This is a genomic window from Plantactinospora sp. WMMC1484 (assembly GCF_049315195.1).
Taxonomy (GTDB): domain Bacteria; phylum Actinomycetota; class Actinomycetes; order Mycobacteriales; family Micromonosporaceae; genus Plantactinospora.
The window spans coordinates 3583928-3604175 of the sequence record NZ_CP186055.1 but is presented as its reverse complement, the minus strand read 5'-3'; the positions used below and the strand labels follow the sequence as shown (position 1 = coordinate 3604175).

Here is a 20248-nt window from a genome sequence, read left to right as displayed (position 1 = left end):
GCCGGCGCAGAAATGCGCCTCGGCAACTCTAGCCCCGGCGTGTGACAGTTTCCCGCGCCCCGCAGACCTCCGCTGGTCGGAGGCCCGCCCTGGACCACCGGGGGGGAAGAGGGTCCAGGGCGGGCCGGCCTGCCGGCGAGGTGTCCCGTACCTCGCAGCGGGGCGGACGGACAGTTGGTCAATGGCGCCGTCGGGGCACCCAGTGGACGATCTGCCCCACGATCAGTGCGGGGTGTGTCTCGGGCAGTGCCTGCAGGGCGCGGGTGAGATGCACGCCGAGATACATCAGCAGAGCCGTGCGGTCACCCCCGAAACTCTTCAGCAACCGCACCCGGGCGTCCGCGCACGGCCACGGGTGCTCGCACGCCCGACACCCGTACCGCTCGTCCGGTGCGTGTTCACCCGGTCCACCCGGCGCCCGAGCCACTGCCGCGCGCCGTCGTGCCATGTGCCGCTCCCAGCGCGCCCACGGCCCGATCACCGCTCACACCCGCTCACCACGCCGGGCGCGGTACCGCTGGGCCGGGGTCAGGGTGCCCGGCCGACCGTTGCCCAGATGCGATCGGGTGGGCGCGTCCCACCCGGGCCGCCGATTCCGGACCTGCGGCGGTGGCGGCGTTGACTGCGACGATGACGGCGTTGACGGTGACGGCGGTGGCGCTGGCGGTGTGGCGTCCGACAGGGCACGGACCTCGGCCGCCTCCTCCTCGGTCAGCGCGACCGAGCGAGGGGTGTCCCAGCAGTCCCGGTGCACCAGCGGCGCGGGTGGGCGATAGGGCTGCGGAACCAGCAGGATCGAGTCCGGGCAGATCCACCGGTGGCCGCACCGGCAATAGAGCCAGAGCCACCACCATGCCCGGCGGTGCTGAGACGCGATTCCACGAAGATTTCTCATTTTTTTCTCCCGTCTACAGATCCTCTGAAATCCACCCTGGACGGGAATCCCCCATTAGCGGAAGATTGACGGCGGCAACTAAAAGGGGAAAAGATTCGTTGATCCTTAGTCAGGAGTACTAAGTGAACGACCTACGGAAAATCCTCAGAGAACAGCGGGCCAAGCACCGGATGACGCAACAGAAGTGTGGCGCGGCGATCAAGGTGAGTGGATCATTGATTGCCCAGATCGAGACCGGCCGCCTCATCCCGCAGGACGACACGGCACAGGCCCTTGACGACCTGTTCGGGACCGGTGACGAGATCCAGCGGGCCACCGCTGAAGCCCGGGACGACGCGCGCCCCACCTGGCTGCGCCCGTGGACCGATCTTGAGCGCCAGGCAACCCTGCTCAGGACGTGGGAGCCAAACCTCATTCCGGGGCTCCTCCAGACGGAGGCATACACCCGCCTGGTCTGCGCGGGTGGCCGACTGTCCGTGAAGGCCACCGAGAACACGATCCAGGTCCGGAGGGACCGCCAGGCCGCGACCGTCGGCCGGCCGGAGGATCCGCCGATGTTGTCCGCCGTCATCGGCGAGGCCGCGCTGAGGTGTGGGCCTCCCGATGTCCTCAAGGAACAGCTTCAACACCTGCTCGACGCGAGCCACCTTCCGCACGTGCAGATCCTGGTCCTGCCGTCGTCGGCCGGCATCCACGCCGGCCTGGCCGGGGCATTCGTGCTCGCCACCCTTGCCGGGCGAGGGCGGGCCGGTTACGCCGACGACCAGTTGCGGGGCCGGGTTGTCACGGAGGGGGCGGATCTGGACCGTCTAGAGTTGGCGTGGGAGATCGTCACCGGTCTTGCCCTACCCGTCCAGCAGTCAAGAGATCTCATCATGAAGGCGATCAACGATCATGACTGAACCGAACTGGCACAAGTCCAGCCGTAGCAGCAGCAATCAGGGCAACTGCGTGGAGGTGGCCGACAACCTTCCCGGCCGGGTGCTGGTCCGGGACACCAAGGACCGCGACGGCGGGACCCTCACCTTCACCCCGACCGCCTGGCGCGCCTTTGTCGGCACGGTCAGCCGGCACCCCTGACACCCCGCAACCACAGCGCCAGCACGCCCGGCCGCCCAACCAACCGGGCAGCGGGGCCGCTCTGCCTGTAGTGAGCCTGCTGCCCGAGCTTGAGAACGCGCTCGCGCGCCAACCGGCCTGACACTACCGTCGAACGATGGCCCGCACCGATCTCGACGCCCTGGTCATCGGCGCCGGCGTATCCGGCCTCACCACCGCAATCTGCCTCGCCGAATCCGGACGACGCGTCAAGATCTGGGCAGCCGAGCTACCCGAGCAGACCACGTCGTACGCCGCCGGGCAATGTGGGGCCCATACCTCGTTGAACCCGTCGACCGGGTACGCGTCTGGAGCGCCCAGACACTCGACGTGCTGCGGCAGCTCGCCACCGATCTGGTGACCGGGGTACGGCTCGCCTCCGGCATCGAAGCGTCTCGCAAGCCCGTCGATCCGCCGGAGTGGGGTAACCAGCTCGACGGATTCCGGATGTGTGAGGCCAGTGAACTACCGGACGGCTTCGCTATTGGTTGGTCGTACACCGCACCAGTGGTCGACCTGCCGACCTACCTTGGCTACCTGGAACGGCGGTTCTTTGCGGCGGGTGGCAGCATCGAGATTCACCGGATCGCCTCGCTCGACGAGGCCGCCGGCATCGCACCCGTCGTCGTCAACTGCACCGGGATGGCAGCACGGGGCCTCGCATCCGACCCCGAACTGAACCCCATCCGCGGCCAACTCGTCGCAACCACAGCACCGGCACGCCCGCTGCCCCGACCAACCGGGCAGCGGGCTGCTCTGGCCGTAGTGAGATCGTCGCAACCATGATCAGACGCGGCGGATGACCAACCCCGGCTTGACATCGGAGGCGGCCGACAGGTGCGCGATGTCCTCCGGATCGCTGGTGAAGACTATCGCGCCGCAGGTCAGAGCAGTGGTGACCACGCTGGCGTCCACCACGTCGCGGGTGCCGGCCCGGCCGCACAACACGCCGGCCGCCTTCGCCAGCTCAAGACCGACCGGAACGACCTCACAGCTACGCAGAAACCGGCCAAGCTGAAGCTGGCGACGGCCGTCCCGCCAGGCCTGGCCGACCACGACGGCGGGGACGAGCAGGCGTCGCCCCTCCTCCACGGCCAGGTGGTGGATTGCCCACATCCGCCGATCATTGCCGTCGATTGCGAGCAGTACCCCGGCGTCGTAGACGTAGGGGATGCTCACGCTGCTGCCCGACCAGGCGCGCTGAGCGCCTGAGCGTCGGCGGCGGCCATCTCCGCCCGTGCCGCAGCGATTTCCTCCACGGTGAACGCACCGTGTTCGGCCTGCCAGTCAGCGACCAGTCGCCGCCCGATCCGCCGCCGCAGCTCGCCTTCAGCCGCGCTGGCGACCAGCCGCGACAGCGGGACACCGTCTTCACGCGCCGCCGCGCCAAGCGCCTCCACCAACTCCTCGGGGAGGGTGATCGTCACCTTCTTCGCCGCCATACACAGACCATACGCCGATATGCCCACTCGCGCTCACCTGTCGGGCGAGGTGGTCCACGACAGCGACGCCGACCGCCCTGCGGCACAAGATCGAAACGGCCGCGTTCACCGTGGCGGGGTGCCGCCGAGCGGCAGGGACATCAGGTCCGGCCGCTGCCCCTGCTCCGCTGCTCCCTGCGAATCCGCTTCCACTTGTGCCGCTCCACCGCCGCCAACCGGGCGTCCCGGCGGCGCGTCTCGTAGGCGACCTCCCGCTGGAGTTTCTGCCAACTCTCCCAGCGGCGCGGGCTCAGCTCGCCCGCCCGCAACGCCGCCTCGACCGTGCACCCCGGCTCGCCCCGGTGCCCGCAGTCGGCGAACCGGCAGGCCGCGACGAGTTCCGCCACGTCGGCGAAGGCCCTGTCCAGCCCGGCCGCCGCGTCGAGCAGGCCGACCGCCCGCACCCCCGGGGTGTCCAGCACCGCACCCCCACCCGGGATCGGGATCAGTTGCCGGTGCGTGGTGGTGTGCCGGCCCTTGCCGTCCACCCCGCGCACCCCCTGCGTGGTCATCACGGTCGCGCCGGCCAGGGCGTTCACCAGGGTCGACTTGCCGGCTCCGGAGGGCCCGAGCAGCGCCAGCGTACGACCGGCGGCGACCCACGGGCGCAGCCGGTCCAGCCCGGTGCCGCGCTGGGCGCTCACCGGCAACACCTCGACCCCGGGTGCCGACCGGGCGAGGTCGGCGGCGACCGCCGCCGGATCCGCGACCAGGTCGCACTTGGTGAGCACCACCAGCGGAGTCGCGCCGGACTCCCAGGCCAGCGCGAGCAGCCGCTCGATCCGGCCCACGTCCGGCGCCGGATGCAGCGGCTCGATCACCGCCGCGGCGTCCGCGTTGGCGGCCAGCACCTGCCCGGTCGAGTCCTTGTCGGCGGTACGCCGCACGATCGCGGTACGCCGGGGCAGCACAATTTCCACGGTCAGCCGCTGGTCCGGCCAGTTCCGGACCAGCACCCAGTCACCGGCGCAGGGCAGCTCGACGGCGTCCCGGGCCGCCGCGGCCAGTACCCCGCCGCCGAGGCTGGCCCGGAGCGTGCCGTGGGGGCCGAGCAGCGTACAGATTCCCCGCTCGGCCCGGACCACCCGGCCCGGCTGGAGGTCGTCGCCGCGGTCCGGATGCGCCGCGGCCAGGGCGGCGTCCCAGCCGAGGGATGCGAGATCGAAGCTCATGCCAACCCTTGTCGTAGGAGGGGGATTCCAGGAGCGGAATCGGAGGTGGATCCCAGGAGCGGAATCAGCGGTGCGTTCCCGAAGTGGAAACGGTGGCCCCAGGCACTGCGACCGGCATGTCTCCCACCTCCTCACGGCTTGCGGCTGCGATCTCGACGGTAGGTGCTGGCGGGACCAGACCGAAAGCCAATTCCGGGCCGCTCGTCCGGCCGAGGCGTCCGGGTCCGTCCGGTCGACGACCGCTATCGTCGTAAGCCGTGACACTCGACCCGCTCGCGTTGCTGCCCGAGGTCGACCGGGCGACGGACCGGCTGCTGCGGACCGTCGACGGGCTCGACGACGCGGCGATCGGTGAGCCATCCCTGCTGCCCGGCTGGACCCGGGGACACGTGCTCAGCCACCTCGCCCGCAATGCCGACAGCATGGTCAACCTGCTGACCTCGGCGCGTACCGGCAGGGACATCCCGCAGTACCCGAACCCGGCGGCCCGGGACGCGGACATCGCGGCCGGCGCACCACGGCCGGCCGTCGACCAGCTCGCCGACCTGCGGGCCAGCGCGGAGCGGTTCGCCGAGGCCGCCCGGACGTTGCCGGCGGCGGCCTGGGCGGCCGAGGTCCGGACCTTCCGCGGACACCTGCCGGCGGCGGTCCTGACCTGGCGCCGGCTGCGCGAGGTGGAGATACACCACGTGGACCTCGCCGCCGGCTACCGGACCGCCGACTGGCCGGACGCGTTCGCCCAGCGGCTGCTGCACGAGGTGGCCCGCGACCTGGCCCACCGCGCCGAGCCGTTCGCCCTCACCCTGCACCCGACGGAGTCCGGGCAGCCCCTGATCCTCGGCGACGGCAACGGCAACGAGGGTAAGTCGTCCGGCGGCGACCCGGACCCTGACGGCGTCGCCGGGCCGGAGCCCCGCACCGTCGCCGGCCCGGCACACGAACTGGCCGGCTGGCTGACCGGCCGGAGCGCCGGGGCCGGTCTGGCGGTCACTCCCGCCGGACCGCTACCCGCGCCGCCGCCCTGGATGTGAGCTCCCCTGACCCGACCGGAGGCAACCGAAGAATGAGCTACACCGGAAACGTCGTCTCCGACGGCCCACCCGACGTACGCGAGCTGAGCGGCCTGACCGTCAGCAAGCTCTCGGTCGGCCCGATGGACAACAACGCGTACCTGCTGCGCTGCACCTCCACCGGCGAGCAGGTGCTGATCGACGCCGCCAACGAGGCGCCCCGGCTGCTGGAGCTGATCGGCGACGGCGGGTTGGCGGCGGTGGTCACCACCCACCGGCACATGGACCACTGGGTGGCCCTGGAGGAGGTGGTCGCCGCCACCGGAGCCCGGTCCATGGCGCACGAGGCGGACGCGGACGGGCTCCCGATCCCCTCCGAGCCGCTCGCCGAAGGCGGCCGGATTCCGGTCGGCGACCGGGAACTCGAGGTGATCCACATCGTCGGGCACACCCCGGGCTCGATCGCGCTGCTCTACCGGGACGAGGCCGACGGGACCCACCTCTTCACCGGTGACTCGCTGTTTCCCGGCGGGGTCGGCAACACCGACCGGGATCCGGTGCGGTTCGATTCCCTGATCAACGACGTGGAGCGGAAGCTCTTCGACCGGCTGCCCGACGAGACCTGGTTCTATCCGGGGCACGGCCGGGACAGCACCCTCGGCGCCGAGCGCCCGTCGCTGCCGGAGTGGCGCGCCCGGGGCTGGTGAACCGACCTTTCCAGGGGCGCTCCGACAGGTCGGCGCGCCCCTGGTTCCTTGGCACGGCTAGCTAATGAGTGTAGCTTTTAAGCTATGACTAACACTCACCATCTCCGCCGGCCCGAGGGACGCATCGCTTACGACCTGTGGGACGGCGCCGGTCCCCTGGTGATCTGCACACCCGGGATGGGTGAGTTGCGCCAGTCATACCGGCTGCTGGCGCCGAAACTGGTCGAGGCGGGCTACCGGGTGGCGGTCATGGACATCCGGGGGCACGGCGACAGCGACCCGACCTTCTCCGCGTACGACGATGTCGCCCTCGCCAGCGACCTGCTGGCGCTCGTCGACGAACTCGGCGGGCCGGCGTTCCTCGTGGGGAACTCGATGGGGTCCGGTGCCGCCGTGATCGCCGCCGCCGACGCACCGGCGAAGGTACGCGGGCTCGCCCTGCTCGCCCCCTTCGTCCGGCAGCCTGCCGGCGCGGCCCTGCTGGGCCTGCTCTTCCGGCTCATGCTCCTCCGGCCCTGGGGCCCGGCGGCCTTCCTCGCCTACTACCCGAAGTGGGTGCCCGGCGCCAAGCCCGAGGGGTACGCCGAGCACCTGGCCCGGGTCCGCGACAACCTGCGCCGCCCCGGGCACTGGCGGGCCTTCGTGCGGACCTCCCGCACCTCGCACGAGCCGGCCCGCCGCCGGTTGCCCGAGGTCTCCGCTCCGGCAGTGGTGGTGATGGGCGCCGCCGACGTGGACTGGAAGGACCCGGCCGCCGAGGCGCACTGGATCGGCGAGCAACTGAGCGCCGAGGTGGTGATGGTCCCCGGTGTGGGCCACTATCCCCAGGCACAGGCGCCCGATGCGGTTGCCGCCGCCGTGAGCCGCCTGGTCGCGCGGGCGTCCTGAACCGCGCCGGCACCCCGGCGCCGGCAATGTCCGCCGCCGATCCGGTAGGGGCGGTGCGGGAAACGGAAAAGATGTTGCTCCAGCCCGGAGCCGGCCCCTACCGTAGTCGTCACAGCGATCAACAAAGCGACACCGAATCGACAGGGAGCATCCGATGTTGTGGCAGGCCTCATCGCGAGCGTGGCGGCTATGGTCGGACGCCCCGGCGGGTCACGCCATCCCCGGGCGCTCCGTCCACCTCGGTGGCGAATGTGCCGAGCTGGACGGCTGGCGGATGTAACGCGACTCCACCCGCGTCCACGCCGCCCTCCCGGATCGGGACCGGGGCGGCGTCTCTTTTTCGTCCGTTCCTCCGGACCCACGCGTCTTTTCGCACCACAGAGGTGTGGCACAACCGGCAACACAGCAACCTCCAGATCCGAAGGTTGCAGGTTCGAGTCCTGTCGCCGCTGCTTCTCCCCCGACCTCGGCCGGCGGGACCGGTACCACGTTGAAAACTCCACAGTGGATAGCATTGTCGATGCCCGGCCGTCGGTGTACCGGTGCGACGGCCGGGCGGATCCGGGGCGAGGGAGACGGCTGACCCGCCTGTTTTGGGGTAGCCGCGCCTCCCCGCCGGCCGCCATTCCCGGATCGTCCAACGGCAGGACGTCTGACTCTGGATCAGAAAATCGAGGTGCGAATCCTTGTCCGGGAGCGCGACGCCCTCGTGGCCCAATTGGTAGAGGCGCCAGGTCGAGAGCCTGGTCATCGTGCGCGTTCGAGTCGCGCCGAGGGCACTTCCGGGGTGGGTGCTGGTGCACAGCGTTGCCTTGCAAGCTGCGCGTGCGCGGTTCGATCCCGCGTCACTCCACGCATGACAGATGCCCGGGTAGCCCAACGGCAGAGGCCGCCGGCTCAGAACCGGTGTGTTGCAGGTTCGACCCGGGGGCGCAACCCACCCGCCATGAAAGCCCAGGTGCGCCCCCTTCGTGCCGGCGCGCGGCTACGTCGTGATGGCTGACCCGGCGTAAAGCGAGCTCTGCTTGGACTGAACGACGGGGAATGTCACGCCGGTGAGGTCTTCGGAGACGGCCCACAGCCGCTGCTGGACGGCTACCTCGTACGACTCCGGGCTGGAGGTGACCAGCCGGGGGTAGCCCATGATCTCGGTGCGTCCGCCGGGGCCGTAGTACTGGCCGCCGAGCACGGCGGGGTCGGTGGCGGCACGCAGGGTCGGCAGTGCGCCCTTCGCCGGCGTTTGGGTGATCAGCGGCGCGAGCCAGGTGAGCGGAAGCCGGAGGGCCGCGGGGGTGTTGCGGGCGAGCTCGGTGTTGGACATGCCGGGGTGCGCGGCTACCGCGATGGTGGTGCCGTGCCTGGCGAGCCGGCGCTGCAGCTCGTACGTGAACATCAGGTTGGCCAGCTTGGACTGACCGTAGGCGGCGACCCGGCTGTACGACCGCTCCCACTGCAGGTCGTCGAGGTGGATCGCGGCCCGGATGCGGTGGCCGGTGCTGCTGACCGTCACCACGCGCGAGCCGGGCACCGGGAGCATCAGGTCCAGCAGCAGCCCGGTGAGCGCGAAGTGGCCGAGGTGGTTGGTGCCGAACTGCAGCTCGAAGCCGTCCCGGGTGGTCTGCTTCGGGGTGTACATCACGCCGGCGTTGTTGATCAACAGGTCGATCCGGTCGAGTCGGGAGCGCAGCGCCGCCGCCGCGGCCCGGACGGAGTCGAGCGAGGTCAGGTCCAGCGCCTGCACGGTCACGTCGCCGGTGATGCGGGCCGCGGCCCGCTCGCCCTTGTCGACGTCACGCACCGCGAGCACCACGGAGGCCCCGCCCTCGGCGAGCGCCTTGGCGGTCTCGTACCCCAGTCCGGTGTTCGCGCCGGTTACCACGGCCACCCGTCCGCGCTGGTCGGGAATGTTCGCCGTCGTCCACTTCTGGCTCATGTCGGGCTCCCCACTAACTAACGTACCGAAGGTATCTTGTACCTGCGATGTTAAGGTACCTTCGGTACGCTGTCAACGTACCGAAGGTACGTAAGTTAGGCTGGTGATCGTGACTTTCCAGCGAGCGCGAACCGAAGAGCAGCGGGAGATCCGCCGGCGCGCGATCCTCGACATGGCATCGGCGATGCTCGACGAGATGCCCGTGGCCGCGGTCACCCTGAACGAGCTCAGCCGACGGGTCGGCCTGGCCAAGCCGAACGTGCTGCGCTACTTCGAGTCCCGCGAGGCGGTGCTGCTGGAACTGCTGAACCACTTCCTGCAGGAGTGGCTGACGGAACTGGCAGACGAGTTGACCGCCGGCATCGACGAAAACCTGCCCATGGCCGAGCGGGCGGCGGCGGTAGCCGAGATTCTCAGCCACTCACTGTCCAGCCGCATGGTGCTCTGCGACCTCTTCGGCGCCCAGGGCAGCGTCCTGGAACACAACGTCTCCGTCGAGGTCGTAGCACGCTACAAGCGCGCCTCCCTGGACCGCCTGACAACCATGACCGCCCTCATCCAGAAACACCTTCCTGAACTGGGCGAAAACGCAACCCTGTTCAGCCTGCAAACCATGGTCCTAGCCGGCGCGCTGTCGGCCTACAGCACACCCCCACCCAGCCTGCAGGCGGCCTACCAGGCCGAGCCCGACCTGGCCCGCTTCCACCTGAAGCTGAAGGACTCCTTGAACATGGCCCTGACCGCAACCCTCCTCGGCGTGCTACCCCGCCGCTGACCTGCGGCGCACTGGACAGGCTGCTGCTGACACGTCGCACCGGCAATGGCCGGCGGCACAGCCGATCGGCCCAAGTCACCGAAATGACGCAGACGTGTCCGGATCCGGACGTCCTGGTGCCCTACCCCGGCACCGGGAAGGAGGCGTCCTTTCGGTTCGTGCAGGCATGCGGCTCGGCCGACCACGGCCCGGATGGCCGACGGTTACCGTGCTGCGCCGTCTCGACAAGGGTTCCCGTTCGGTCTGCGCGAATCTCTGCCACGGCGACGCGGCGTCATCCGCCGGGGGCAAGCTGGCGGGTTTCCGGCATGAGGCGTCAGCGTACCGGTGGTGCGCCGCACATCGATAAGCGGACGATCGCGTCATGGGTATCGAGGAACGCGCGTTCAACGCAGAGATTTCACGCAGCGAGAGAAACCGCGCCCTGGTCGTCGGCCTCGGCGTCAGCGGGATCGCGACCGCCTTGCGTTTGCGCTCCATCGGCTGGGAGCCCGTGATCGTGGAAAAGGCGCACGGTCGTAGAACGGGCGGCTACTTCATCGGCGTTTTCGGCGCGGGACAGGCCGCCGCCCGGCGGCTCGGCATCTTGGATGCCATTCCCGACCGGTCACCGGCGAACAGCGCCGACTACGTCGTAACCCGTTCCGGCAATCGCAGGTCCGGGCTTGGGTTCACCGACTTCCCGGGCGAGCCTCGCGTCATGCTGCGCGGCGACGTGGAACAGGGCGCGTTCGCCGCCCTGCCGGACGATGTGGAGATCCGGTATTCGACCACACCGATCCGCATCGAGCAGGACGTCTCCGGCGTCAACGCCACACTGGAGCAGAACGGCACGACCGTCACGGAGCGCTTCGATCTGGTGGTGGGCGCTGACGGTCTGCGATCCACGGTCAGGGGCCTGGTGTTCGGCCCGCACGCACAATACCTGCACCGGCTTGGATACATGATCGCGGCTTTCATGCTTCCCCGCCCCATCGGCGGCATGGCCGCGAACGAAGGTGCCATGCTGCTCGAACCGGGCCGTTCGCTGCTGGTCCTTCCGTTCGCGGATCACCCGCCAACCGCGTTCTTCTCCTACCGCACCGACGACGTCGACACGCAGTTCATCGGCCGGCCGATCGACCGGCTCCGTGCCGCCTACCGCCCGCTGCCCTACGGTCGGCTGCTCGGCGAGGCGCTCGACGCGTTCGAAGCCACCGACGACTACCTCTACGACACGGCCGAACAGGTACGGATGAACACGTGGTCGAAGGGAAGGGTGCTGCTGGTCGGTGACGCCGCCTGGTGCGCGACCGTCTACTCCGGCATGGGGGTGTCCGCCGCCCTGGCCGGGGCTGACCTGCTCGGCACGATGCTACAGCGTCACGGCGACAGGGTGGGCCCGGCGCTGCAGGCATGGGAGAACCACCTTCGTCCGCACATCGCCTCGTACCAGCGCACCGGCATCAAACAGATTTCCCTCTTCACCCCCGCTAACCGGCGGCAACTCGTGGAGCGGCGGCTTTTCGAGATCGTCGACAGGCTGCCGGTGATCGGCGCCGCGATACGCCGCCGGCTCAACAGCAGCGAGGACAACCTCGAGAAGGAGCGTGACATCGCCTTCGTCGGTTAGGAGGAGGCCGAGGGCCGTCGACACGACGGCCCTCGGCCTCCACGCTGGCAGCGATCGTCCGGCCGCTTGTCGGCGTACTGGCGAATGCGTCCAGGCAGGTACGTGTTCCGGCGTACCTGGGTGGCTGAGCACGCTCACCTTGTGCGCCGCCACAGGTAGGGAGGTAGACGCCTCGGCCGGACGGTGCGATGTGGTGGTCAAGGGCTGGCTTTGCCCTGTTTCCAGTATCCGAGGAAGGCGATATCGGGCTTGGGGACGTTGCGGTCGTTGACGAGATGCCTACGCAGGCCGGTGGGAAGTGCGGACTCGCCTGCGGTCCAGGTATAGAACGCCCCCGGGCGTAGTTGCGCGTCCCGCACGGCCTGCAGGGCGAGCGTGCCCGGCCTGACCGATGGGTCGTTGCGGGGCAACCAGTGGATTCTCGTCCCGGCGGGCGCAGCGACCTTGGGGCGGACGTCCTCGTCGGCAGGGACTTCGAGGAATGCCTCGGCGGGCAGCTCGCCGGTGGACTGTTCCAGGATCGCGAGGATGGCCGGCAAGGCGCTCTCGTCGCCGACGAGAAGCTGCCAGGTCGCGCCCGGGGTCGGTCCGTAGCTGTATCCCTCGTCGAGGAAGCCGACCTCGTCTCCCGGCTCGGCCTCCAGGGCCCAGGACGTGCCGGGAGCGGCCGGCCGGTTCGAGGCCCCCTCATGAATGACGACCTCGATGTCGAACGCGGAGATCTCCGGCCGGAACCGCCGGATCGAGTACATCCGGACTCGTGGGCGCTTCGCGGCCGACTGGAAGGCGAACTGGAGCATCCACCGTTCGCTGGTCGGGAGCACAACCTGGTCATGGCCAGGGTGGCCGAAGAATAGGCGGCCAGCCTGGTCATATCCGGACCGCTCCAGATGCCGGAAGTCGTCCCCACCCACCGTGATGCGCACGAAGTGCGGGCTGACCCGCTCGCGCCGCTGGACGGTCAAGGTCAACATCCGCCGACGGGCCGGGCGCCGGTACTTGCCTGCCATCCCGATCGCCTCTTCAAGGCTGGTCAACAGTCCCTCCCGACGTCCGACGGCGGATAGTCATGCCACCATCGTCATCTCGTCGCCGAGCGCCGACCACCGGTAAACTGACGACCTATGCCGGAAAGCCGCCAACCTTCCCCGCTGCCCACCACCCTCCGTGTGCTGACACCCCGGCGCGGAGCGTGGCTACCCGACGGCTACCACCTCGACACCCACCGCCACACCCAAGGCCAGTTGGTCTACGCGGCCGCCGGAGCCCTGGCCACCACGACGCAGCACGGGACCTGGATCGCACCTGCCAACCGGGTGACCTGGACGCCGCCCGGATTCGACCACTCCCACCGCTTCTACGGCCGGGCCGACGTCCGCGTCGTCGCCATCCCGGCCCGGAAGTGCGGCGAACTCGCCGCCCATCCCGGCGTCTTCGCGGTAAGCCACCTGCTCCGGGAGGCCATCCTCGCGCTGACAGGCCGGCCGGAAACCCGCCCCGGCGCCCACGAACGACTGCACGAGGTCGTGATCGACGAACTCACCGAAAGCCCCGAGCAGTCGCTGCACCTACCCGAGCCCCGCGACGACCGACTGCGCGCCGTCACCGACCTCCTGCACGCCGAGCCCGGCCGGGCCGCGACCCTGGCCGAACTCGGACGAGCCGCTGGAGCAAGCGAACGCACCCTCAGCCGCCTGTTCCACACCGAACTCGGGATGAGCTTCCACCGCTGGCGCACCATCCTGCGCATCCACCACGCCCTACAACATCTCACCAATGGCGACTCGGTCACTGCCACCGCAGGGGCGTGCGGATGGTCCAACCCCTCAACCTTCATCGAAGCGTTTACCAACGTCGTCGGCCAAACCCCCGGGCGCTACCAAGCCGATCTACGCGACAACTCCATGCCACGCAGTCAGCTCCGCTGGCGTCCGTAAGAACAACGACCCCGCGAAACGGGTGGGCTTCCAGGACTCCCGGGATGCGCACCTGCCCTCGTAGCGCAACGGAGAGAGCGCGGCGTTCCGAGCGCCGAGGCCGCTGGTTCGTTTCCAGCCGGGGGCGCCTCCCCCGAGGCTATCCACCGTGGACGCCGTGGGCGCGGGCGTTGGCTGCTCGGCCGCCACTCATGATGGCGGTGTGCCCGGTTCGACACCGGGGTCCACGACTCGCCGGCCGGCGATGATCACACGCTGACCACGGGGGGCGCCGGCCGGCACCAACCCCCACGGGCTCAGGGTCGGTCGCGCCGGGCGGCGCGCCAGCCGCGTACGCCGAGCAGGCCGACCGCGGTGCCGATCGCCAGGGAGCCCACGATCAGCAGCGCGTGCACCCACAGGAAGCTCGTCGGACTGCCCCGGCCGATCTCCCCGGTCGACCAGGCTCGCGCATCGTTCCAGATCGCGACGGCGAACCGGGGCCAGATCGCCCAGGTCCAGACGCCGACCAGGACCAGGAACATCGACCAGCGCCGCGACAACACCATGGCACGCCAGTATGCCAGCCGGCGGACCGGCCCGGTCCAGGCCCGGGGTGACGCCGACCGGTCGCCCCAGCCGGCCGGCGTCACCCGGCGGCGAGCGGCAGCGGAGCGTTCAGCACCGGCAGGAAGGGTGCCACCATCACCATCCGGCCCCCGCCGCTGCCGAGGATCCGCTTGGCGTAGCCCGCCGCCTTACCCCGGATGGGCCGGAGGTTCGCACTACTCGCGGCTTCCGCCCGCACCGGGTTTCCCGGGAGGCTACTGTCGGTGACGTACGAGGTGCGCCGCGCACCGGGCGTGCCGCTAAGGAGACACCCATGGCAAGCGGAACCGTCAAGTGGTTCAACTCGGAAAAGGGCTTCGGCTTCATCGAGCAGGACGGCGGGGGGCCGGACGTCTTCGTCCACTACTCCGCCATCGCGACGTCGGGCTACCGGGAACTCAACGAGGGGCAGAAGGTCGACTTCGACGTCACCCAGAGCGAAAAGGGGCCGCAGGCGGCTAACGTCCAGCCGCACTGACGAGGCGGGAGCGTGCCGGAGGGGGCGGCGCCGCATCGTACGACTCGGGCAGGTCGCGGCGTCCGCGCAACGGACCGATCAGCAGGATCAGCCCGGTCAGTGCCAGACCGCTGGTGATCACCCACATCGCCGGGCGGAGGCCGAGCGCCGTACCGAGGGCGCCGCCGAGCACGGCGCCGAGCGGGATGGTGCCGTAGTTGACCACCTGCATGGTCACGACGACCCTGCCGAGCAGCGGGTGCGGCACGTACGCCTGGCGGAAGCCGCCCTTGAGCACGTTGCCGACGACCACCCCGGCGCCGATCGCCACGCCGGCCACGACCGGCAGGGCGAGCCGGGCGCCCGGTGCGGTCAGCGGGACCAGCAGCCCGAACGGTGCGGCCCCGATCTCGCAGAACAGCAGCGCCCGGGCACTGCCGAGGCGCCGGGACAGCGGGGTGGCGGCCGTGGCGCCGAGCACTCCGCCGAGGCTCATCAGGGCGATCAGGCCGCCGACGGCGCCCGGACCGATCCCGACCTCGCGGACCAGGAAGACGACCAGGATCGACTGGTATCCGATCAGACCGAGGTTGCTGACGGCGCCGAAGACGGTGAGTACCCGCAGGTAGGGATCGCGGGCGGTCAGCAGCGCCACCTGAAAGGTGCCGGCGCCCAGGACGGCGACCGCCGTCAGAGGCAGCGCGACGCTGGTGACGCTGGCGCCGAAGCTGCTGCCGGCCTGGCCGAGCCAGAGCAGTCGGAAGTCCCGGTGCCGGTGCAGTCTCATCCGCACTCCCGCACGGCTCGCCGGCCCCGGGATCGCCCCGCGCCGGGCTGGTCGGATCGGCTCCGTTGCCCGGTCACGGCCGTGCCGGGATGCCGTGGGCGAAGAAGAAGACGGGGTCGCGACGCCGCCCGTCCTCCGGCGGCTCGCGGTCGCCCCAGCGGGACAGCAGGGCGAGCAGCTCGGTCTCGAACTCCGCCAGTTCCCCGGGGGTGAGCTGCAGCCAGCGGTCGGTCGAAAACGGCGCCTCGCCCCAGGCCGCGCGCTCGTCCTCACCCGCGGCATGCCAGTCGCGGACCAGGCCGACCTGGCGGTCGAGATTGAGCGAGGCGGCGGCCTGCTGCACGGCCTGCGCCGCCGGGTCGTCGGCGAAGTCGGCGCTGGACCAGCGCAGCCCGGCCGAGACCAGCCGCCACCACCGCTCCCGGCGGTCGCGGGCCAGCTCCGGGGCCTCCCGCACCAGGTCGGCGGCGGCGAGGACCCTGAGGTGGTGGCTGACGTTCGGCACGGACTGCCCGCTCCGCCCGGCCAGGCTGCTGACCGTGGCCGGGCCGTAGACCTTGAGCACGTCCATCAGCCGGCGGCGCAGCGGATGGGACATCGCGGCCAGCACGCGGGAGTCGGTGACCTGGCGGACCTCTCTCGTCATGCGGCCAGCGTGCCATCTGCAACAGCAGTTGTGCAATAACTGTTGCGCAACTTGTCTTGCGGACAACGTCGCGCTTCGGTGACGCATCCCGGTGACGCCGCATCCCGGTGGCAGCCGGTTGTCGGGGGTCCTCTCTAGACTCCGGCGTCATGGCGATGGTGAGTTTCGTCGACGAGACGACGGCGGGGCAGCGCAGTTCGGCGTGGCACCTGGAGATCTTCGAGGAGCGCCTGCCGCTGCGGGAGGTGATCCGGCGCCGCGTCTTCCAGGAGGTCGCCGAGCACACCGCCAAGGGTGGCGACGTCTTCCGCGGGCTGGTGCAGCCGACCGACACCGAGCGGACGCTCAACGGCTTCAAGCTCCGGCAGCCGCGCCGGGTCGACCCGGAGGAGCAGGCGGCCCGCGCCCTGGAGGCCTTCTCCCGAAACGGTTTCGTCGTCCTCGTCGACGACCGTCAGGTCGAGGATCTGGATGCGTCCGTCGAGCTGACCCTCGGCACCGAGATCACCTTCCTCAAGCTCGTGCCGCTGGTCGGTGGCTGATGCCGACGTCGACACTCCAGCCCGGCCGCGCCGAGCGGCTGACGGGGCTCGCCCACAACGGTGACGTCGAGGCCCTCGCCGACGAGGTGCTGGCATACACGGCCGGCTACACCGGCGACTGGGGCCGCGAGAGCCGGGAGGTGACCGACGCGCTCGATCTCGTCGCGCCCGAGTGCCGGCCCGAGCTGCTGATGGCGATCCTCGAACGCTGCTGCCGGGTCACCGACACCGAGCAGCGCCGGGTCACCAACGACCTGCTGAAGATCCTGGTCAAGCCCTACGGCAGGGCCACGACGGCCGACTCGGCCGCGGTCGCGCTCGCCTTCGCCGCCCGGCACACCAGCTACTTCGGCGGTGCCGAGCAGCGCCACATGGCCCAACTCCTGCTCGACGCCGCCCGGCCGCTGCCGCCCGAGGTCGTCGCCATGATGCGCCGCACCGCCGCGCACGGCTACTGGGACTCCTCCGGCCAGCTCAAACCCCTGCTGGACCGGCTCGACGCTCCGCCGCTCAATTCGGGCGAGGCGTGGGCCGACCGGGCCCTGGCCGACGTCGCGTCGCTCGCCTCCGAGGAGGCCGGTCGATGGCTGGCGCTGCTCCGGCACGCGGCGACCGCGACGAGCGCCAGACCGGCACCGAAGTGGGAGGCGACCGGCCGCAGGCTCCTCGCCGAGCTGACCGACCCCGGTGACCGGCTGCGGAGCTGGCTCGCGCTGGTCGGTCGCCCGCGCACCATCCGCCTCAACCGCACCCAGTGGGAGTACGACGTCAACGAGGCGTTCGACCAGTTCAACAGCACGCCGCTGCGCGGACTCGTCTGGCTGGCCGCCTTCCTGCCCGACCATCCCGAGACGCCCCGCCTGCTCGGCGCGCTCGTCGAGACGTCGCTGCGCAAGGTCGCGGGCCTCGGCCCGCGCAACCCCAAGGTCGCCAACGCCGGCGTCCACGCGCTGTCGCGCATCCCGACCGAGGAGGCTCTCGCCCAGATCGCCCGGCTCGCCGCCCGGATCACCTACAAGGGCACGCTCAAGGAGCTGAACGCGGCGCTCGACGCCCGGGCGGCGGCGCTGGGCCTGACCCGCGACGAGGTCGAGGAGCTGGCCGTCCCGGCGTACGGGCTGACCGAGGTGGGCAGGCGGGTCGAACACTTCGGCGACGCCTCGGCAACCCTCGACGCCACCTCCGGCACGGTCACGGTCACCTGGCGCAACGCCAACGGCAGGATCGTCAGGTCGGTCCCCGCGTCGGTGCGCTCCGGGCACCCCGAGCAGCTCGCCGAGTTCAAGGCCGCCGTCAAGGACGTCGAGAAGATGCTCTCGGCCCAGGCGGAGCGTCTCGACCGCCAGTTCCTCGCCGCCCGGGTCTGGCCGTTCGAGGCATGGCGGGCCCGCTACCTCGACCATCCCCTGGTCGGCACGCTGGCCCGCCGGCTGATCTGGCTCGTCGACGACGTGCCCTGCGGCTACCACGACGACGCGCTGCGGACGCACGACGGCACGCAGATCACGGCCGGCGGGACGGTGCGGCTCTGGCACCCGATCGGCCGTGAGCTCGACGAGGTGCTCGCGTGGCGCGGCTGGCTGGAGACCAGGCAGGTGACCCAGCCGTTCAAGCAGGCGCACCGCGAGGTCTACCTGCTGACCGCCGCCGAGGAGAACACCCGGGTCTACTCCAACCGGTACGCGGCACACGTCCTGCGCCAGCACCAGTTCCACGCGCTGACCTCGGCCCGGGGCTGGCGCAACAGGCTGCGGATGATGGTCGACGACTCCTACGAGCCGGCCACCCGCGAGCTGCCGCGGTGGGGGCTGCGTGCCGAGTTCTGGGTCGAGGGCGTCGGCGACGACTCGGACGCCGACGTCACCGAGTCGGGGGCGTACCTGCGGATCGCCACCGACCAGGTCCGGTTCTACCCGATGAACGCGCCGGAGAACTACGCGCACGCCGGTGGCGGCGGTTACGAGCAGTGGGTGCACCAGGACGCGAGGCCGACCGAGCCGGTGCCGCTGGCCGAGATCCCGCCGTTGGTCCTCAGCGAGGTGCTCCGGGACGTGGATCTCTTCGTCGGCGTCGCCAGCGTCGGCAACGACCCGACCTGGCAGGACGGCGGTCCCGGGGGGCGGTTCCGGGAATACTGGGCCTCCTACAGCTTCGGCGAGCTCAGCGGCACCGCGCAGACCCGCCGGGACATCCTCGAACGCCTCGTCCCCCGGCTGGCCGTCGCCGACCGGGCCACGGTCGAGGGCCGGTTCCTCGTGGTCCGGGGCGATCTGCGCACCTACAAAATCCATCTCGGGTCGGGCAACATCCTGATGAGCCCGAACGACCAATACCTCTGCATCGTGCCGAGGCAGTCGGCCGGCTCCTCGACCGGTGACGTCTTCCTCCCGTTCGAGGGGGACCGGGTGCTCGCCGTCATCCTCAGCAAGGCGCTCATGCTGGCAAAGGACACCGAGATCACCGACCCCACCATTACGAGCCAGCTACGGCGCTGACCCGACCACCGACGTCCCGCCGCGCATGGTTCGGCTGATAGCGGAAGCGCTCGCCCTGGTCAGCGCGGCAGATCTAGCGTGATGGCATGGAGAAGCTCGCCCTGGTCGTCGGCGCCACCGGCCAGGTCGGCCGGGCGGCCGTCCGCGCCCTGGTCGCCGACGGCTGGCACGTCCGGGCCGCCGCCCGTGGCCTGCGGGCCGGGGCTCCCTGGCCGCCGGGGTGGAACGTCGAGCTAGTGTCGCTGGACCGCGAGGACGACACCGGGCTGGCCGCCGCGGTCGGCGACGGCTGCGACGTCCTCGTCGACACGGTCGCCCACGACGCCCGGCATGCCCGCCAACTGCTCCGGTTCGCCGACCGGATCGGTTCGGCGGTGGTGGTCTCCAGCGCCGCCGTCTACCTGGACGACGTGGGGCGGGGGTTCGGGGTCGAGGGCGTCCGGTTCCCGGTGCCGATCGCCGAGACCCAGCCGACCGTCGCGCCACTCGGCCCGGACGCCCGCACACCCGGCCCGGACGCCCGCACACCCGGCGACGACGGCCCGGACGAGAGGGGCCGGGACGACGACCGCCGGGACGACGACCGCCGGGACCAGGACGGCTACGCCGCCGGCAAGGCCGCCCTGGAACGCGAGCTGCTGGCCGCCGGGGCGGTGCTGCCGACCACCCTGCTGCGGGCCGGCGCGATCCACGGGGCGCACACCGTGCACCCGCGCGAGTGGCACTTCGTCAAACGCGCGCTGGACCGCCGGCCGGTACGGGTGCTGTCGTACCGGGGGGAGAGCCGGTTCCATCCGGTCTCCACCGCCAACCTCGCCGAGCTGATCCGGCTCGCCGCCCGGGAGCCGGGAGCCCGGGTGCTCAACGCCGGTGATCCCGAGCCGCCGACCGTACGGGAGATCGGGGCCGCCGTGCACGCCGTGCTCGACCACGACGCGGAGGACGTGCTGATCGACGGCCCCTCCCCGGTGCCGCCGGTCGGCGAGACGCCGTGGTCGACCCCGCATCCGGTGGTGCTCGACATGGGACTGGCGCAACGCCAGCTCGGCTACCGGCCGGTGACCGGCTATCTCGACTCGCTACCGGAGACCGTGCGCTGGCTGGTGGACGCCGCCCGGGGGCGGGACTGGCGAACCGTCTTTCCCGACCTGGCCCGGAACTACCGCACCGACTACTTCGACTACCTCGCCGAGGACGCCTGGCTGCGCCGCCGTACCCCCTGACC

Annotated in this window: 23 protein-coding genes, 4 tRNA genes and 1 pseudogene; 18 read left to right on the top strand and 10 right to left on the bottom strand. The window is 70.8% G+C overall.

Annotated features, from left to right (window positions below; genetic code table 11):
- Positions 1 to 178: 178 nt before the first annotated feature.
- Positions 179 to 331 (bottom strand): hypothetical protein, encoded by a 153-nt coding sequence (locus ACN28C_RS15835; protein ID WP_421494139.1) that lies wholly within the window; start codon positions 329 to 331, stop codon positions 179 to 181.
- A gap of 686 nt (positions 332 to 1017) precedes the next feature.
- Here ACN28C_RS15835 and ACN28C_RS15830 point away from each other — a divergent pair.
- The 4 genes from ACN28C_RS15830 to ACN28C_RS15815 all read left to right on the top strand — a co-directional run bounded on the left by ACN28C_RS15830 (position 1018) and on the right by ACN28C_RS15815 (position 2779).
- Positions 1018 to 1797 carry a helix-turn-helix domain-containing protein gene (locus ACN28C_RS15830; protein WP_422774207.1) on the top strand — a complete coding sequence of 260 codons (780 nt, stop codon included), beginning with the start codon at positions 1018 to 1020 and terminating at the stop codon, positions 1795 to 1797.
- Positions 1790 to 1975, top strand: a complete 186-nt coding sequence (locus tag ACN28C_RS15825; protein ID WP_422774206.1) for a DUF397 domain-containing protein — start codon at positions 1790 to 1792, stop codon at positions 1973 to 1975. Before ACN28C_RS15830 ends, ACN28C_RS15825 begins: the two co-directional genes overlap by 8 nt.
- Before the next feature lie 136 nt (positions 1976 to 2111).
- The gene (locus ACN28C_RS15820) at positions 2112 to 2354 is read left to right on the top strand and encodes an FAD-dependent oxidoreductase (RefSeq protein WP_422774205.1); all 243 of its coding nucleotides are present in this window, start codon (positions 2112 to 2114) and stop codon (positions 2352 to 2354) included.
- On the top strand, positions 2324 to 2779 hold the full coding sequence (locus tag ACN28C_RS15815; RefSeq protein WP_422774204.1) for a hypothetical protein: 456 nt from the start codon (positions 2324 to 2326) through the stop codon (positions 2777 to 2779). Before ACN28C_RS15820 ends, ACN28C_RS15815 begins: the two co-directional genes overlap by 31 nt.
- Here ACN28C_RS15815 and ACN28C_RS15810 read toward each other — a convergent pair whose 3' ends face one another.
- The 3 genes from ACN28C_RS15810 to rsgA form a co-directional block, all read right to left on the bottom strand.
- The gene (locus ACN28C_RS15810) at positions 2780 to 3172 is read right to left on the bottom strand and encodes a type II toxin-antitoxin system VapC family toxin (protein ID WP_422774203.1); all 393 of its coding nucleotides are present in this window, start codon (positions 3170 to 3172) and stop codon (positions 2780 to 2782) included. It abuts the gene before it with no gap.
- Positions 3169 to 3435 carry a YlcI/YnfO family protein gene (locus ACN28C_RS15805; protein ID WP_422774202.1) on the bottom strand — a complete coding sequence of 89 codons (267 nt, stop codon included), beginning with the start codon at positions 3433 to 3435 and terminating at the stop codon, positions 3169 to 3171. Before ACN28C_RS15805 ends, ACN28C_RS15810 begins: the two co-directional genes overlap by 4 nt.
- Positions 3436 to 3575: 140 nt before the next feature.
- The gene (rsgA, locus tag ACN28C_RS15800) at positions 3576 to 4646 is read right to left on the bottom strand and encodes a ribosome small subunit-dependent GTPase A (RefSeq protein ID WP_422774201.1); all 1071 of its coding nucleotides are present in this window, start codon (positions 4644 to 4646) and stop codon (positions 3576 to 3578) included.
- A 257-nt stretch (positions 4647 to 4903) separates the two neighbouring features.
- On the opposite strand from rsgA, the gene ACN28C_RS15795 reads away from it, so the two are divergent.
- The 6 genes from ACN28C_RS15795 (at position 4904) to ACN28C_RS15770 (ending at position 8104) form a co-directional block, all read left to right on the top strand.
- Positions 4904 to 5677, top strand: a complete 774-nt coding sequence (locus ACN28C_RS15795) for a maleylpyruvate isomerase family mycothiol-dependent enzyme (protein ID WP_422774200.1) — start codon at positions 4904 to 4906, stop codon at positions 5675 to 5677.
- Between the two features lie 32 nt (positions 5678 to 5709).
- Entirely contained in the window at positions 5710 to 6363 is a 654-nt protein-coding gene (locus tag ACN28C_RS15790; protein WP_422774199.1) for an MBL fold metallo-hydrolase, read from the top strand.
- An 84-nt stretch (positions 6364 to 6447) separates the two neighbouring features.
- Positions 6448 to 7251 (top strand): alpha/beta fold hydrolase, encoded by an 804-nt coding sequence (locus ACN28C_RS15785; RefSeq protein WP_422774198.1) that lies wholly within the window; start codon positions 6448 to 6450, stop codon positions 7249 to 7251.
- 626 nt (positions 7252 to 7877) lie between these two features.
- Positions 7878 to 7948, top strand: a tRNA-Gln gene (locus tag ACN28C_RS15780).
- Between the two features lie 6 nt (positions 7949 to 7954).
- A tRNA-Leu gene (locus tag ACN28C_RS15775) sits at positions 7955 to 8030 on the top strand.
- A gap of 5 nt (positions 8031 to 8035) precedes the next feature.
- A tRNA-Ala gene (locus ACN28C_RS15770) sits at positions 8036 to 8104 on the top strand.
- Between the two features lie 132 nt (positions 8105 to 8236).
- Here the strand turns inward: ACN28C_RS15770 and ACN28C_RS15765 are convergent.
- Complete coding sequence (locus ACN28C_RS15765) at positions 8237 to 9184, bottom strand: SDR family NAD(P)-dependent oxidoreductase (protein WP_422774197.1); 948 nt, start codon at positions 9182 to 9184, stop codon at positions 8237 to 8239.
- 103 nt (positions 9185 to 9287) lie between these two features.
- Here ACN28C_RS15765 and ACN28C_RS15760 point away from each other — a divergent pair, with 103 nt between their 5' ends.
- Both ACN28C_RS15760 and ACN28C_RS15755 read left to right on the top strand, forming a co-directional pair.
- Positions 9288 to 9959: a TetR/AcrR family transcriptional regulator gene (locus tag ACN28C_RS15760; RefSeq protein WP_422774196.1), complete on the top strand. Its 672-nt coding sequence runs from the start codon at positions 9288 to 9290 to the stop codon at positions 9957 to 9959.
- Positions 9960 to 10323: 364 nt separating this feature from the next.
- On the top strand, positions 10324 to 11571 hold the full coding sequence (locus ACN28C_RS15755) for an FAD-dependent monooxygenase (protein WP_422774195.1): 1248 nt from the start codon (positions 10324 to 10326) through the stop codon (positions 11569 to 11571).
- A gap of 197 nt (positions 11572 to 11768) precedes the next feature.
- Here ACN28C_RS15755 and ACN28C_RS15750 read toward each other — a convergent pair whose 3' ends face one another.
- On the bottom strand, positions 11769 to 12581 hold the full coding sequence (locus ACN28C_RS15750) for a siderophore-interacting protein (protein WP_422774194.1): 813 nt from the start codon (positions 12579 to 12581) through the stop codon (positions 11769 to 11771).
- 114 nt (positions 12582 to 12695) lie between these two features.
- Between ACN28C_RS15750 and ACN28C_RS15745 the strand changes: the two genes are divergently transcribed.
- Together ACN28C_RS15745 and ACN28C_RS15740 are read left to right on the top strand one after the other, a co-directional pair.
- Positions 12696 to 13508 (top strand): helix-turn-helix domain-containing protein, encoded by an 813-nt coding sequence (locus ACN28C_RS15745; RefSeq protein ID WP_422774193.1) that lies wholly within the window; start codon positions 12696 to 12698, stop codon positions 13506 to 13508.
- A 54-nt stretch (positions 13509 to 13562) separates the two neighbouring features.
- A tRNA-Arg gene (locus ACN28C_RS15740) sits at positions 13563 to 13635 on the top strand.
- Between the two features lie 169 nt (positions 13636 to 13804).
- On the opposite strand, the gene ACN28C_RS15735 is transcribed toward ACN28C_RS15740, so the two are convergent.
- Both ACN28C_RS15735 and ACN28C_RS15730 read right to left on the bottom strand, forming a co-directional pair.
- Positions 13805 to 14056, bottom strand: a complete 252-nt coding sequence (locus tag ACN28C_RS15735) for an SCO4848 family membrane protein (RefSeq protein ID WP_422774192.1) — start codon at positions 14054 to 14056, stop codon at positions 13805 to 13807.
- A gap of 83 nt (positions 14057 to 14139) precedes the next feature.
- Positions 14140 to 14232: pseudogene (locus tag ACN28C_RS15730) on the bottom strand (DedA family protein); the annotation flags it as partial.
- A 138-nt stretch (positions 14233 to 14370) separates the two neighbouring features.
- Here ACN28C_RS15730 and ACN28C_RS15725 point away from each other — a divergent pair.
- Complete coding sequence (locus tag ACN28C_RS15725; RefSeq protein ID WP_422774191.1) at positions 14371 to 14574, top strand: cold-shock protein; 204 nt, start codon at positions 14371 to 14373, stop codon at positions 14572 to 14574.
- Here the strand turns inward: ACN28C_RS15725 and ACN28C_RS15720 are convergent.
- Both ACN28C_RS15720 and ACN28C_RS15715 read right to left on the bottom strand, forming a co-directional pair.
- Entirely contained in the window at positions 14555 to 15340 is a 786-nt protein-coding gene (locus ACN28C_RS15720; RefSeq protein ID WP_422774190.1) for a hypothetical protein, read from the bottom strand. The two genes, ACN28C_RS15725 and ACN28C_RS15720, sit on opposite strands and share 20 nt — an antisense overlap.
- Positions 15341 to 15413: 73 nt before the next feature.
- Positions 15414 to 15986 (bottom strand): ArsR/SmtB family transcription factor, encoded by a 573-nt coding sequence (locus ACN28C_RS15715; protein WP_422774189.1) that lies wholly within the window; start codon positions 15984 to 15986, stop codon positions 15414 to 15416.
- Positions 15987 to 16135: 149 nt separating this feature from the next.
- On the opposite strand from ACN28C_RS15715, the gene ACN28C_RS15710 reads away from it, so the two are divergent.
- From ACN28C_RS15710 to ACN28C_RS15700, 3 genes are all read left to right on the top strand, one after another.
- Complete coding sequence (locus ACN28C_RS15710) at positions 16136 to 16528, top strand: hypothetical protein (protein ID WP_422774188.1); 393 nt, start codon at positions 16136 to 16138, stop codon at positions 16526 to 16528.
- Positions 16528 to 19023 (top strand): DUF4132 domain-containing protein, encoded by a 2496-nt coding sequence (locus ACN28C_RS15705; protein ID WP_422774187.1) that lies wholly within the window; start codon positions 16528 to 16530, stop codon positions 19021 to 19023. Before ACN28C_RS15710 ends, ACN28C_RS15705 begins: the two co-directional genes overlap by 1 nt.
- 86 nt (positions 19024 to 19109) lie before the next feature.
- The gene (locus ACN28C_RS15700) at positions 19110 to 20246 is read left to right on the top strand and encodes an NAD-dependent epimerase/dehydratase family protein (protein WP_422774186.1); all 1137 of its coding nucleotides are present in this window, start codon (positions 19110 to 19112) and stop codon (positions 20244 to 20246) included.
- The last annotated feature ends 2 nt before the right edge of the window (positions 20247 to 20248 follow it).